Genomic DNA, 15,550 nt, shown 5'->3' with positions numbered 1-15,550 from the left:
GTTTAAGTTGAAGATGCTTTTTGATGTACTTAAAATTCCTGGTTTGCTTGTTACTTCTAATTGAATTCATGCATCGTGAGTATCGAGCTTATTTTTAAGCTATTAAGAAATGGAGGAGTTGTATGACTAATTTTAACGTATTAGAAAATTATTTAGAGATAGACACACATACAGATCATGGCAATCACTTAGAAACATTGAACTATTATATTGAAAGATATGTATTGAATGTGCCATTTGAAAATATTAATGTGCAGAATGGACAACCTATTGCTTTAGATAATGCATCAATGATAGATAAAATTGTGAACCAACATAGAGGTGGTTATTGTTATGAACAAAACAGATTGTTTTGTGAATATTTAACAAGTAAAGGCTATAACGTTTATATGGTTTCTGCGACAATTTATAATGGTTCAGACTGGGCCATGGAAGGTTCACATATGGCATTAATCGTTATATTGAATCAGAAAAAATATTTAGTTGATGTCGGTTACGCGGATATACCTAAAGCAGCCATACCTATTGCACATGATGAGCAACCTGTTTATGATGTGAACGGTGAGTTTAAGGTAAGTAAAGTAAGTGACCATACATTTGAAATGAAGAAAGAAGTTGATTATAAATGGCAGACGCAATATCAATTTAAAGATGAACCTAGAGAACTGGCAGATTTTGAACCAGGTATAGCGTTTAATCAAAATAATGAATCATCTATTTTTGTACAGAAACTGTTAATTAGTAAAGCAATGCCATATGGTAGGGTGACAATGTCGAATGATCATATAACAATTACACATCATGGTCAAAAGGAAAAGAAAAATATAACATCTGAAAATTATAAATACTTTTTACATCGTTATTTTAATATTAAAGATATAGATATAAAAACATTTGACTGAAATATACAGTTTTCAAAGCCATGTTTCATTAGAAATAACAAAAGGTTTACTTTGTAATAATAATGTCATATAAATTATATACAAAAGTGTTAAATTAAATTGTATAATAGTAAGCGTGATGGAAACGAAAAGTATCGGATTTATATTTGGGAGGTTAACATAAGTGCATAAAAAAATAATAGCAACTGTAATTGGGACAAGTGCGCTTGCAGCTATTAACTCTGCAAATGCAGATGCAGCTACAACATACAAAGTCAAAAGTGGCGATTCTCTTTGGTCAATAGCGAATAAATATAATATTTCAATAGCAAAATTGAAATCATTGAATAATTTGACATCGAATGTGATTTTTCCAAATCAAACATTGAAAGTGTCAGGGACTACAACTTCAAGCACTTCAACAAGTAGCTCAAGTGCGACAACATATACAGTGAAATCAGGTGATTCATTGTCATCGATTGCTGCAAAACATGGGACGACATACCAAAAAATCATGAGTTTAAATGGGCTCTCGAATTTTACAATCTATCCAGGCCAGAAATTAAAAGTATCTGGATCAACATCTACGTCAACAAGTGGTTCAACTGCATCAGGTAGCACAACGACATACACAGTGAAATCAGGCGATTCATTATCGGCGATTGCAGCTAAATACGGTACGACTTATCAAAAAATCATGAGTTTGAATGGTCTTAAAAACTTTAATATCTATCCAGGACAAAAATTAAAAGTATCTGGTACTGCATCGTCATCTAGTGGCTCAACAGGCTCAACTGGCTCAACTGGCTATAAAACGCCGGTATTCAATCATTCAAATTTATATGACTGGGGTCAGTGTACATGGCATGTATTTAATAAACGTGCTCAAATCGGTAAAGGGATTAGTACTTATTGGTGGAATGCTAATAATTGGGACAACGCTGCACCAGGAGATGGCTACACAGTAGATCATAGAGCAACTGTAGGGTCAATCTTACAAAGTGACCTTGGATATTATGGACATGTAGCATTTGTAGAATCTGTAAATTCAAATGGTAGTATTACGGTTTCTGAAATGAACTACAGTGCTTCGCCTGGCATCGTCACTTATAGAACAATTCCAGCATCTCAAGTAAGTTCATATAAATATATTCATTAAAGCTGTCGAAGAAATAAATATTTTTGACACTCACGCATAAACGTCAATTTCTATTAATTATATAGAAATTGACGTTTGTTTTGCTTTTATGAAATTTTACAACACATTGATGTGCGGTTTATATTTATGGTTCTTGACGTAATGATTTTATACGCTTGGCAGTTGAGAACAACGTACTTGCCAAAGTGAATGTTGAAAATATTTTAGCAAATTTCTTAGGTGATTTTAAGGCAGTGTAGAAATCTAAGACTGCACCCACACTTGTAATAGCCATGCTCGTGTATAGTAATTTTTTATTTTTTGATTGATATGCATACCAATTAAAGCCTTCTACGGCAATACCTATGAAATTAATTGTATTTGAAATGCGGTTAATTTTTGTTTTTTTAGCCATGAATGAAATCCTCCATTTTATAAAATCCGTTTTATTATTATAACATTAAATAAATTAAACTCTATGGTGAGAGAGAGATACCAAATGTTTTCAAGGAAGAAAATATGATAACATAAGTGCTGAAAGTACAAAAATAGTTTGATTATGATGTTTATTCATGAGGGGGAGTGGAGACGTTAGTTATGATTAAATGTGTATGCTTAGTAGTTGAATCAGATGACAAGTTGTTATTAGTACAAGCTAGAAACAGAAATAAATATTATTTTCCAGGTGGAAAAATAGATTCAGGAGAATCTCTAAAACAAGCTTTACGAAGAGAATTACAAGAGGAATTACAGTTGGATATTTCGGAAGAAACCTTTACATATATGGGGAAAATTGTAGGAGATGCTTATCCCCAAAAAGATAAAAAGACGGAGTTAAATTGTTTTTCAACATCTTTTGAAATTGATTGGTCATCAGTAAAACCAGCACAAGAAATTACTGATATAAAGTGGATGAAAAAAGATGAAACAGAAAAAATTGCACCTGCCGTGCTTACATGGATTGAATATGCTAAAGAAGCGGTATCTAAAATGGTGAAATTAAGACCGTATCATACATTGTTATTTTCTGATTTAGAGAAATTTACGTTGTTGGAAGAAGATCGTAAATTCACTAAAACCCCTTTGGAAAATATTGATTTAGCAAATCGAGATCAAGAACGTCACCCTACGTTAGTGTATGATGACAAAGACCGATGTGTTGGCTTTTTTACGTTACATGAAGGAGAAGGGATCAAACCTTATTCTACAAACCCAAATGCAATATTTTTTAGATCTTTTAGTGTGGATAGTCAATATCGAGGATTCGGGTACGGTAAAAAGGTTATGCAAGCATTGCCTCAATATATCAAGCGGTATTATCCGACGATCAATGAAATTTATTTAGCGGTTAATACAGATAACCATTTGGCTAGAAAACTTTATATTCAAAATCATTATGAAATCGTAGGGGAAACGTTATTAGAAAACAAACCTGTCTACATAATGAAACAAAGTTGTTGAAATTAAAAGTTGCGTCGTAAAAGCTAACAGAGTTTGTTAGACTTTGCGACGTTTTTTTACGTGAAAAACTTGATAAATGTGGTTGCGTAATAGAGTTACAAATGGAAAATAAATAAGAGTAAAAAATTGATAACTATAATTAAATTTGAAGATTTTAAACGCAGAATTAAAAATATATTATAATTATTTAAATTTAGATGAATCAATTATGTTTATTTAAATATGAAAATCTGCTATGGTTGGTTATTAAATGTTAAATATATAAATAATATAAAATAAGGATATGATTATTTTGAATGTATAAGCTGTTAAACTGAATTGCTCAAGCATGATTAGATTGAATAGACAATATGAATCGAAGATTTTTATTTGAACTTCTTGATGTGCAGTTTGGTTTATGAAAAATCATTTTTAAACCGTTAAGATTGGCTTTTGCAAGTGCTTCGCATATGAGATTGTACGTAGAGCTTAATAGATATTATGGTTGAAAGTCATTTATTAATGTTGTCTGCTGTCATAAGTTTAGATGATACTTTGTAGAAGTTTGATTTTTAAAAGTTTAGCATGACATAAATAGTAGATTATTTTATTGATTAATAATCATTGTTCTTAAGTTGAAAAGTAAACATGAGCTTTGACACTTCACATTTGATGTGGGGTGTTTTTCTATGTGTGTCGACAGCGAGTATTGCGATAGCCAACTATTATGATGAAAAACAATGTAATAGGAGGTTATTTTATGCTTATAAAACGTAACAATGTGAGCCAAAATGTGAGTCCATTTAATATTATGTGTAAAAATTTTAATGAAGAAATAAAACCTTTTACATATCAAAGGTTCGTAGATTTTGGGGAATGTTACTATTATTTGACAGGTACTTCATTTGATTATATTGCGACAAGCGTTATTACTAGATATGAAAATGAAGCTTACGATACATTTAGTTCTAGATTTGATCATTTTGATGAAACTGAAAAGGTATACATTGAAAAATTAGAGGTGGCACCTCCTTTTGAAAACAAAGGGATTATGACAATTATGTTTTGTGACATTATGTTAGCATTATTAACGAGAAGTTTAGCGAATGAAAACCATATAGAGATTAAATTTATCAATACTTCAGATTTAATCAAAGATGGGAAGATAGTCAATGTGTACCATAGTGTGATGCCCAAATATGAATTATCCTTGGCACAACCTAGTAGTTCGAGAATTGTATTGGAAGGTAGACGTACTAAATTTAATATTGATTTTTATCAAGATATTTATTATATATTCCCACTGCAAACAAGAGAAGAGGATATCTCATATTACACAAAGTTACGAGAACGTAAAATACGGTTATTAAATGAAAAATTGCAAGAACTTTAAATGATATCATTGTGTTGAAAAAACGCTTGGAAAGTTAAATTCACAAATAAAAGCTGAAAAATTTGTGCCATTGTAGGATGGAAAAAAGCTTTAATTATAAAAATTAGTATGTATGCATTATATAAGTCAAGTCCAGACTCCTGTGTAAAATGCTATACAATGTTTTTACCATTTCTACTTATCAAAATTGATGTATTTTCTTGAAGAATAAATCCATTCATCATGTAGGTCCATAAGAACGGCTCCAATTAAGCGATTGGCTGATGTTTGATTGGGGAAGATGCGAATAATCTTTTCTCTTCTGCGTACTTCTTGATTCAGTCGTTCAATTAGATTGGTACTCTTTAGTCGATTGTGGGAATTTCCTTGTACGGTATATTGAAAGGCGTCTTCGAATCCATCATCCAATGATGCGCAAGCTTTTGAATATTTTGGTTGATCGATATAATCATGAATCAATCGATTTTTAGCCTCACGCGCTAAGTTAATATCTGTGAACTTAAAAATTCCTTTAACAGCTTCTCTGAAAGATTTTGAATTTTTTTTAGGAATGGTGGTAAAGATATTTCTTAGGAAGTGAACTTGGCATCTTTGCCAACTTACGTTGGTGAAGGATTTTCTAATGGCAGAGACTAATCCTTTGTGCGCATCAGAAATAACGAGTTCCGTACCTTGTAAACCGCGTTCTTTTAGGTATTCAAAAAATGTTGTCCAGGTCTCTTCGCTTTCGCCACTTTGAATCATGAAGCCGATAATTTCACGGTCGCCATCTTTGGTTATTCCAATCGCTATATGACAGCTTTTTGAGAGTACTCGATTTTCTTCTCGTACTTTTATATAGAGTACATCGGTCATTAAGTAAGGATAATTTTTTTCTGATAATAAACGATTCTGCCACTCGTTAACCATAGGTTCTAGCTGTTCTGTTAAGCTAGAAACGAAGGACTTAGAGACGGATTTACCACAAAGTTCTTCCACAATTTTTGATACTTTACGAGTTGAAACGCCTGATACATACATTTCCAACATTGAAGCCATGAGGGCTTTTTCGTTTCGTTGATAACGTTCAAACACTGTGGGTGAAAAATGGCCATCACGTGTTCTGGGTACTTTTAATTCTAGCGTGCCTACACGTGTCGTAAAGCTGCGCTCATAATAGCCATTTCGTTGACTTTGTCGGTTTTCTGTTCGTTCATATTCTTTTGCTTGAATATATTCTGTTCGTTGATTTTCCATTAGTTGATTAAATACCGTTGTTAAAATATTTTTAGAAACGTCATCCTTTACAGAATATTCAATAATGCTTTGAATCTCTTCGCTTTTCAGTGTAAAATGTACTTGGGTCATGTAAAAGTCCTCCTGGGTATGTTTTTGTCGTTAAAAACATTGTACCGTAAAAGGACTGTTATATGGCCTTTTTACTTTTACACAATTATACGGACTTTATCATTATATAATTATACAAATTTAAGAAGGAAGTGGGAAGCATTTAAAGATGTCCCACTTCCTTTTCACTTTTTAATGTGACGATTGATGTGTGTGTTCTGGATGACGCTTTTTTTGATATTTAATTAAAAGTGCAGTTATCCAAGCAGTAATAGGGATGCTGATTGCAACAGCGATACCACCTAGAAGAATGGATATAAATTCTTGTGCGAAGATTTTAGAATTGATGATATGTCCAAAAGAATAGTTCAATCTAAAAAACCAAAAGAATAACGTTAATTGCCCACCAAAATAGGCTAGATAAATTGTGTTTGCAGATGTAGCTAAAATTTCACGTCCTACCCGCATACCAGATTGAAACAATGCTTTGCTTGATAAAGTTGGGTTGGTTTCGTATAGCTCATACATGGGTGAACTGATTGTTATTGCTAAATCAATCACCGCAGCTATGACGGCAAGCACTACTGTGAACACCATGAATTTCACCATATCAATGCCAATATTCATAGAAAAAATATACGTTTCATCTTGTTGCTCGGTCGTAAATCCTTGTAAATGTCCGATAGATACTGATAAATAAATGCCGATTATCAAGCATAAAGTAGTAATAATCGTCGCGCAAAATGCTGCTTTGGTTTTTGTATTGTAACTATTTAAAACGAATAAATTACATGCTGCGATAACGATACAGAATATCAGTGTTACAAGATAAATAGGTGCACCGAGCATAATGATAATAACAGTGATTAATAATATGACAAAATTTAAAAAGAGTGTTAAATAAGAGATGATTCCTTTTTTTCCTCCAAAGATTGCCATTAATAAGAAAAGTATAAAACCTAAGATTGTTATGACGCTCACTGATTAGCACCTCGCATTTTAAACCATAATTGCATTAATAAAATAGTGATTGGAATAGTTAAAACAATGCCAATACCACCAGTAATTGCCCGGGAAATTTCTAATGACCAATTCATGGAAATTGTATAAGTAACTGTATTGGCATTTTTAAGATATATCAGAAACATTGGAAGACTACCAGATAAATATGAAAATAATAAGATATTTGTCATTGTCCCCATAATATCTTGGCCAATATTACGTCCTGCGAGCGCCCAACGAGTCATGTTGATGTTAGGCGTTCTGCGTAATATTTCAGCCATGCCACTTGCTATTGTGATAGCAACATCCATGACAGCACCGAGTGTGCCAATCATAACAGAAGCGAGGAAAACGTCCTTAGGAGGCAAAGTTAAGAAACTCATAGTTTCAAACTTTAAGCCAGCACCGCCTGTTAATTCAATAACTAATTGGGTAGCACCAACACAAATAAAAGTCCCTAATAAAGTGCTTGCTATCGTAATTGACGTTCGCCATCGCCAACCAGTAACTAAGAGTAAAGTGAATATCGTGCTGAAAATGACACCGATACTCATAAGTGCAAATAAGTTTAAATTCGGGAATTTACTGTGTAAGTAGATAGCCAAGAGCACAACAATAGTATTGAAAACTAAAGACAGTATCGATTGTAAACCGATTTTTCGACCTACCAGTAAAACGGTTAATAAAAATATTCCAGTTATCATAACGACGAGGCTATCTCGTTTCTTTTCTATGATATAAATATCACCTAGATGCTTGCCAATGTGTAACAAAACTTTGTTGTGTTTGGAGAATGCTTCACTATCAGCTTGTGATGCGATGTAATGGTGTGGTATCTTCGTCGTTTGCCCCTTGAACTTCCCGTTTAAAATTTTAAGTGTTAGGGTTTGGTTATATTTAGTATCTTTATTGTGATTATCATCCGTAATGTGTGATGTGGATTTATTTTCGATTTTTGTGATTTGACCAATTGGTGTATCGTAAAATCTGTCATTGAAAAATGTGAAAATAAATACAGCTAAAAATAAGATCATGAATATCAAGACGACCCAATCAAAAGGCCGTTTAAATAACGTTTTAAAAGGCATTGTTTTGTTTCAGTCCTCTCTATATAGACAATGCGATTATACGCTCACAACGATTTAAATTCAAAAGTTTTATGCATACGATTAATGATAAGTTGTGCTTCTACTTAATAATTTATCAATGAGTTCTAATAAAAATTGTAAATCGTGTTTTCGATTGTCTAGTCGAACAACTTGGCAAATGGTTCTTTTCAATGCAGTATGTTCTAAAGATATTTTTTCCCATTTTTGTAGATTTTTTGTTAGCAAATGATAAGAAGCTGTGACGATGTAACCACGCGATTTGCTTAGGATATATTCTGCTAGTTGAGGATGTGTGATCGTTTGTATAGGTGTTTTGGTTGTTTTTACTAATGCTTGTCTGATTTTCGTTGGTAATGGATATAATTCGTAAATAGATTTATTCGAAAATTGTACTAAAGGTGGATTTGTAGCCATAGTGATGGGGTCATCTTTAGGTACATAGACATGAAATGTTTCTTCAAATAAAGGGCTTACTTTTAAAGAACGGTGTTGTTTGAGTTCATCTGACATAGCAGTAAAAGCAATATCAATTTTATCTGTGAGCAAAGCTGCAAATATATCGTCCTCTTCCATTAAAATAGGCTGAATGATAGATGTACTTTCGTTTTCAAAGGATTGCATTAATAAGGTTAATACCTGCGTTATATAGCTTTCAACGTAACCAATACGTATAATATAATGCTCTGTTTCAGATTGGTTATGAAATAAACGTACTGTGTTATCAAGTTGTTCGATAATCTTGGTTGCTTCAGAAAACAATTGTTGTCCTTCTTCGGTAATGTGTATGTTACGTCCTTCTCTATTAAACAATGTTACTTGTAACTCTTTTTCTAATAATGTAATTTGCCTGCTTATGGCAGATTGAGCAATGTTAAGTTCTAATGCAGCATCTGATAAATGTTCTCTTTTTGCAACTTCTATAAAATATTTCAATTGTTTAATTTCCATATAACCATTCCCAACATATTAATATTATTCGAATTATTAGAATAATATCATCTATTTTATATATTGAATAGATTAATGTATTACTATATAGTTTACTATACTTATTTAATATTCAGAATTTTCGAAAAAGAGGTGAGGGTTATGATCGAATATGGTAAGCAATTGGGATTATATGATAGTCGTGAAGAGCACGATGCATGTGGTATTGGATTCTATGCCAATATGAATAATGAAAGGTCACACGATATCGTTGAAAAGTCATTGGAAATGCTACGTAGATTAGATCATCGTGGAGGAATTGGTGCAGATGGTATAACTGGTGATGGTGCCGGTATCATGACAGAGATTCCTTTTGGGTATTTTTCTGAACAAACAGATTTTGAATTACCGGAAGAAGGTCATTATGCAGTAGGCATGTTTTTTTCAAATGAGAAGATAAAAAATTCAAAGCATGAAGCAACGTTTAATCGTTACTTTGAAAGCGAAGGATTGAATGTTATTGGTTATAGAGACGTACCAGTTGATGTCAATGCCATTGCCGAACATGTAGCTCAAACAATGCCATATATACAACAGGTATTCATCGCCTTAAATAATCAAACACATATAGAAAAAGCATTGTTTTTAGCACGTAAGCAAATTGAATTATATGCTAAAAAACAACAAATAGATTTATATTTTACAAGTTTGTCTCATAAAACAATCGTCTATAAAGGGTGGTTGCGTTCTGATCAAATTAAGAAACTCTTTCAAGATTTAAATGATGAGCATTATATATCAAAACTTGGACTTGTACATTCCCGTTTTAGTACAAATACCTTTCCGAGTTGGAAACGTGCACACCCCAACCGATTATTAATGCATAATGGGGAGATTAATACCATTAAAGGTAACGTAAATTGGATGCGCGCAAGACAAAATGATCTCATTGAAAGTATTTTTGGTGAAAACAAACATAAAGTAGAGGAAATCATTGATGAAGACGGTAGTGACTCTGCTATTGTAGACAACGCATTAGAATTTTTATCTTTAGCAATGGAACCAGAAAGAGCAGCGATGTTAATGATACCGGAGCCTTGGCTTTATAATACGGCGAATGACAATAATGTCCGTGCTTTTTATGAATATTATAGTTACCTAATGGAACCGTGGGATGGCCCGACAATGATTTCTTTTTGTAATGGGGAGAAAATTGGTGCGCTAACAGATAGAAATGGCTTGCGTCCAGGACGTTATACAATCACTAAAGATAATTACATTGTTTTTTCGTCAGAAGTGGGTGTTGTAGATGTACCGGAAGAACAAGTTGCTTTTAAAGGCCAACTCAATCCAGGTAAATTATTATTAGTTGATTTTCAACAACAAAAAGTAGTTGATAATAATGAATTAAAAGCACGTATCGCTGATGAACTGCCATATGAGAATTGGCTAAATCAATTTAAAATAGACTTAGATTTAAATCATGTAAAAGTGACACCATCGGATTGGGATGAAACAACTTTAACAAGGTTACAAAAGCAATTTGTTTATACGAAAGAAGAAATCGACAAATATATGACAGAATTAATTGAAAGTAAGAAAGATCCAATTGGTGCTATGGGGTATGATGTTCCAATTGCTGTTTTAAATGAAAAAGATGAATCGTTATTTAATTATTTTAAACAACTTTTTGCACAAGTTACCAATCCGCCAATTGATGCATATAGAGAAAAAATAGTGACAAGTGAATTGTCTTATCTAGGTTCAGAAGGTAATTTACTAAATCCTAATGAAGATGTGTTGAACAGAATTCAATTGAAAAAACCGGTGCTAACTGAGGCGCAATTAAAAACGATTGACGACAGTAGGTTTAAAGTTAAGCATTTATCAACATTGTATCAAGAAAATTTAGAATCGGCGTTAGACCATTTAGGGGAACAAGCAATTCAATCAGTAAAAGATGGCTATGAAATCATTGTCTTAGATGACCGTGTATTAGTAGAAGAGCAAGGTTATGCAATGCCAATATTGCTTGCGGTCAGTCATGTGCATCAGTTATTAATCAGAAAAGGTTTACGCATGCGCACAAGCATCATCGCACTTTCTGGTGAAACGAGAGAGGTGCATCATGTAGCGTGTTTATTAGGGTATGGGGCGAATGCAGTCGTACCATATCTAGCGCAACGTACAATAGAAAATTTAGTAGATAAAGGACGCTTAAACGGAGAGGTTACTGAAAATGTCCAAACATATACAGATACTTTGTCAGAAGGTGTCATAAAAGTAATGGCTAAAATGGGCATTTCTACCGTTCAAAGTTACCAAGGAGCACAAATTTTTGAAGCGATAGGTTTGTCGCAAGATGTGGTTGACCAGTATTTTACAGGTACACAAACCAAGTTATCTGGTATCGATATAAACTTGATAGATAAAGAAAATAAAGCAAGACAATCATCTGAGAGCGAGTACTTGGAATCTGGCAGTACGTTTCAATGGCGTAAACAAGGTCAACATCACGCATTTAACCCGACGACAATTCACTTACTACAACATGCGTGTCGTTTGAATGATTATAAACAGTTCAAAACATTTTCAAATGAAGTCAATCATCAACGTACAGATCATATTCGTCATTTAATGGAATTTAAAAAACAAGACCCGATTGATATCAATGAAGTAGAAGCAACGACTGAAATCGTTAAACGTTTTAATACAGGTGCGATGAGTTATGGCTCTATTTCTGAAGAAGCACATCAAACACTTGCTGAAGCAATGAATCAAATGGGTGGTAAAAGTAATAGTGGTGAAGGCGGAGAAAACCCAGAACGATTTGTGGTGGATGATGAGGGTCGAAATCGATCTAGTGCAATCAAACAAGTTGCTTCCGGAAGATTTGGAGTGACGAGTCACTACTTACAACATGCCAAAGAAATACTAATCAAGGTAGCTCAGGGAGCTAAACCAGGGGAAGGCGGGCAGTTGCCTGGTTCTAAAGTTTATCCGTGGATTGCTGAAGTCAGAGGGTCTACGCCGGGTATTGGCTTGATTTCCCCGCCGCCTCATCATGATATTTATTCAATTGAAGACTTAGCACAATTAATTCATGATTTGAAAAATGCTAATAAAAACGCAAATATCACAGTGAAGCTCGTATCTAAAACTGGTGTCGGAACAATTGCAGCAGGTGTAGCTAAAGCTTATGCAGATAAAATTGTGATTAGTGGATATGATGGTGGGACGGGTGCTTCTCCTAAAACAAGTATCCAACACGCAGGTGTCCCTTGGGAAATTGGCTTAGCAGAGACACATCAAACTCTGATGATGAATAATTTAAGGTCGAGAGTGATTGTAGAAACAGACGGCAAATTACTTACAGGTAAAGACGTGGCATATGCGTGTGCGTTGGGAGCTGAAGAATTTGGTTTTGCAACAGCACCTTTAGTCGTACTTGGCTGTGTCATGATGCGTGTATGTCATAAAGATACATGTCCAGTAGGTATTGCTACTCAAAACCAAGATTTACGCGCGTTATTTAATGGTAGAGCAGATCACGTGGTTAATTTTATGCATTTTGTTGCTGAGGAATTAAGGGAGATATTAGCCGAACTTGGATTACGCACGGTAGATGAATTGGTGGGTCGCACAGACTTATTAAAACGAAAAGATAATTTATCTCAACAAAGACCTAAAGCTGCTTCTATGAATGTAGAAGCATTATTATATCAGCACGACGGTGAAAGATATAAAAATATAGTGCAAAATCATCATCTTGATGAAGGTTTCGATTTAACGCAACTATTACCTGATGCTCAATCAGCAATTGAGCAACATAAGTCATTTACTGGCAATTATGTTGTAAAAAATGAACAACGAGACGTGGGTGTCATTACTGGCAGTATGATTACTGATATCCACGGTGCCGACGGTTTGCCTGAGGATCGTATTTATGTCAATACGGTAGGGCATGCTGGTCAAAGTTTAGGTGCCTATATACCTCAAGGATTAACAATACATCACACGGGTGATGCTAACGATTATGTAGGTAAAGGACTTTCTGGCGGTAAAGTGATTGTTAAGGCACCGACGCAACAACGAGAATCAGAAATTATAATTGGCAATGTTTGTTTCTATGGTGCATCATATGGCAAAGCCTTTATTAATGGTAAAGCTGGTGAACGATTCTGTATTAGAAATAGTGGTGTACAAGTAGTTGTTGAAGGTATTGGTGATCATGGTCTTGAATATATGACAGGTGGACGTGTCATTGTGCTTGGAGATGTCGGGAAGAACTTTGGTCAAGGTATGAGTGGGGGCGTCGCTTATATCTTCCCATCTGATGTTGAAAAATTTAAAGAAGCGCATCAATTAGACAGTTTAGACTTCGACGAAATCACTGTTGAAGCAGAAAAAAATGTTGTAAAAGAAATGTTAGAAGACCATTTACTTTATACAAATAGTACTAAAGCTAAAAATATATTAGAGCATTTTGAATCTGTAGTTGATCAAGTAGTAAAAGTCATACCAAAAGATTATAAATTAATGATGCAAAAAATTGAATTGCAAAAGCGCGAATCTAACCAGCAAGATGAAGCGTTATTGAATGCTTTTAATGACAAGAGAACACATTTAGAACCAGCACAACAATTAACGGCTGTGTATTAAATTGAAGGGGGACTGAGTATGGGGGAATTTAAAGGATTTATGAGTTATGACAAACAACCCTTGCCTGAATTGTCTTTAGTAGAACGTTTGAAAGGACACGCACCCTTTCAGCAGAGGTTTACCAAAGAAGAAGCATCAGAACAAGGTGCGAGATGCATGGATTGTGGCACACCATTTTGTCAGACAGGTGAGCCACATGGTAGAGAAACAATTGGTTGTCCTATTGGGAATTACATTCCTGAATGGAATGACTTAGTGTACCAAAAAGACTTCAAGACAGCATATGAACGGTTGAACGAGACAAATAACTTCCCAGAATTTACTGGACGCGTATGTCCGGCACCATGTGAACAATCGTGCGTAATGAAGATAAATAGAGCATCTGTTGCGATAAAAGGGATTGAACGTACCGTTATAGATGAAGCTTTTGAAAATGGTTGGGTCGAACCTACGATACCAAGTGAGCGCAAAGCAGCATCAGTAGCGATAGTAGGAAGCGGTCCGGCTGGCTTAACAGCTGCAGATGAATTGAATAAATTAGGTTATTGGGTAACTGTATATGAACGTGCGCGTGAAGCAGGCGGGTTGTTAATGTACGGGATCCCCAATATGAAACTAGATAAAGCGGTCGTGCGACGTAGAATTAAATTAATGGAACAATCTGGTATCACCTTTATCACTGATACTGAAATAGGGGTAGACATCAGCAAAGAAAGTTTAGAGGAACAATTTGATGCCATTATTATTTGTACAGGCTCACAAAATGCTCGCGATTTACCATTAGAAGGCCGAATGGGTATGGGTATTCACTTTGCTATGGATTACTTAACAGAACAAGGCGAATATTTAAATGGTGAAATTGAAACGCCGTCCATTTCCGCAGAAGGAAAAAATGTGATTGTCATTGGTGCAGGTGACACAGGTGCAGATTGTGTGGCAACTGCATTGAGAGAAAATTGTAAATCTATCGTTCAATTTAACAAATACACGAAGCAACCAGAAGCCATTGAATTTGATGAAAATACGTATTGGCCGTTGGCAATGCCTGTGTTTAAAATGGATTATGCGCATAACGAATATGAAGCGCGTTTTGGTTTTGAACCACGAGCGTATGGTGTGCAAACGATGCGTTACGAAGTGGATCGTATTGGTAATGTAACAGGTGTTTATACACAAATACTTGAAGAAACAGAGGATGGTATGGTGGTTGTCGATGGTACAGAACGTCATTGGCCAGCTGATTTGGTATTGATATCCATTGGATTTATTGGTACAGAAACTACTGTGCCACATGCTTTTGATATACAAACTGAAAGAAATAAAATTGTCGCAGATAATAAAGATTTTAAAACGAATCAATCAAATATTTTCGCGGCAGGTGATGCAAGAAGAGGTCAAAGTCTTGTTGTTTGGGCTATTCAAGAAGGAAGAGCAGTCGCTCGTGCAGTGGATGAATTCCTAAATGAAAAAACATTGGTGTAATACTTTAATTATAATTGACTTTTTTAATGGGCTATAATATTATAATTATTGTGTTCATTTGGAGGAATACCCAAGTCCGGCTGAAGGGATCGGTCTTGAAAACCGACAGGGGCTTAACGGCCTGCGGGGGTTCGAATCCCTCTTCCTCCGCCATTATTATTAAATACCAAGACTAATAAATATAGTAGGC

11 protein-coding genes and 1 tRNA gene are annotated in these 15,550 nt (G+C 34.5%); 7 read left to right on the top strand and 5 right to left on the bottom strand.

All coding sequences use genetic code 11. From position 1 onward, the window contains the following. Window positions 1-122 precede the first annotated feature (122 nt). Together JG554_RS12170 and JG554_RS12165 are read left to right on the top strand one after the other, a co-directional pair. Entirely contained in the window at window positions 123-902 is a 780-nt protein-coding gene (locus JG554_RS12170; RefSeq protein WP_046207002.1) for an arylamine N-acetyltransferase family protein, read from the top strand. A 163-nt stretch (window positions 903-1,065) separates the two neighbouring features. Then, complete coding sequence (locus tag JG554_RS12165; RefSeq protein ID WP_203265314.1) at window positions 1,066-2,040, top strand: LysM peptidoglycan-binding domain-containing protein; 975 nt, start codon at window positions 1,066-1,068, stop codon at window positions 2,038-2,040. A 124-nt stretch (window positions 2,041-2,164) separates the two neighbouring features. Here the strand turns inward: JG554_RS12165 and JG554_RS12160 are convergent, their stop codons facing one another. Continuing rightward, a complete protein-coding gene (locus JG554_RS12160) occupies window positions 2,165-2,434 on the bottom strand; it encodes a hypothetical protein (RefSeq protein WP_019467864.1) in 270 nt (89 codons plus the stop codon). Window positions 2,435-2,616: 182 nt separating this feature from the next. Between JG554_RS12160 and JG554_RS12155 the strand changes: the two genes are divergently transcribed. Then, window positions 2,617-3,480 carry a GNAT family N-acetyltransferase gene (locus tag JG554_RS12155; protein ID WP_107359881.1) on the top strand — a complete coding sequence of 288 codons (864 nt, stop codon included), beginning with the start codon at window positions 2,617-2,619 and terminating at the stop codon, window positions 3,478-3,480. Window positions 3,481-4,219: 739 nt separating this feature from the next. Continuing rightward, on the top strand, window positions 4,220-4,852 hold the full coding sequence (locus JG554_RS12150; RefSeq protein ID WP_107359880.1) for a hypothetical protein: 633 nt from the start codon (window positions 4,220-4,222) through the stop codon (window positions 4,850-4,852). Window positions 4,853-5,026: 174 nt separating this feature from the next. On the opposite strand, the gene JG554_RS12145 is transcribed toward JG554_RS12150, so the two are convergent. From JG554_RS12145 to gltC, 4 genes are all read right to left on the bottom strand, one after another. Beyond that, window positions 5,027-6,199: an IS256-like element IS256 family transposase gene (locus tag JG554_RS12145; protein WP_000195429.1), complete on the bottom strand. Its 1,173-nt coding sequence runs from the start codon at window positions 6,197-6,199 to the stop codon at window positions 5,027-5,029. A gap of 171 nt (window positions 6,200-6,370) precedes the next feature. Beyond that, the gene (locus JG554_RS12140) at window positions 6,371-7,159 is read right to left on the bottom strand and encodes a YibE/F family protein (RefSeq protein WP_070657469.1); all 789 of its coding nucleotides are present in this window, start codon (window positions 7,157-7,159) and stop codon (window positions 6,371-6,373) included. Beyond that, complete coding sequence (locus JG554_RS12135) at window positions 7,156-8,268, bottom strand: YibE/F family protein (protein ID WP_107359879.1); 1,113 nt, start codon at window positions 8,266-8,268, stop codon at window positions 7,156-7,158. The genes JG554_RS12140 and JG554_RS12135 overlap by 4 nt, the downstream gene beginning before the upstream one ends. An 81-nt stretch (window positions 8,269-8,349) precedes the next feature. After that, a complete protein-coding gene (gene gltC, locus JG554_RS12130; protein WP_107359878.1) occupies window positions 8,350-9,237 on the bottom strand; it encodes a glutamate biosynthesis transcriptional regulator GltC in 888 nt (295 codons plus the stop codon). A 141-nt stretch (window positions 9,238-9,378) separates the two neighbouring features. On the opposite strand from gltC, the gene gltB reads away from it, so the two are divergent. The 3 genes from gltB to JG554_RS12115 all read left to right on the top strand — a co-directional run bounded on the left by gltB (window position 9,379) and on the right by JG554_RS12115 (window position 15,513). Then, complete coding sequence (gltB, locus tag JG554_RS12125; protein WP_203265313.1) at window positions 9,379-13,878, top strand: glutamate synthase large subunit; 4,500 nt, start codon at window positions 9,379-9,381, stop codon at window positions 13,876-13,878. A gap of 18 nt (window positions 13,879-13,896) precedes the next feature. After that, on the top strand, window positions 13,897-15,360 hold the full coding sequence (locus JG554_RS12120; RefSeq protein WP_107359876.1) for a glutamate synthase subunit beta: 1,464 nt from the start codon (window positions 13,897-13,899) through the stop codon (window positions 15,358-15,360). Window positions 15,361-15,420: 60 nt separating this feature from the next. Continuing rightward, a tRNA-Ser gene (locus JG554_RS12115) sits at window positions 15,421-15,513 on the top strand. Window positions 15,514-15,550 lie beyond the last annotated feature (37 nt).

The organism is Staphylococcus sp. 11-B-312, assembly GCF_016743055.1.
In the GTDB taxonomy this organism is placed as follows: Bacteria; Bacillota; Bacilli; order Staphylococcales; family Staphylococcaceae; genus Staphylococcus; species Staphylococcus ureilyticus.
This window is presented reverse-complemented; position numbering and strand designations above follow the sequence as displayed.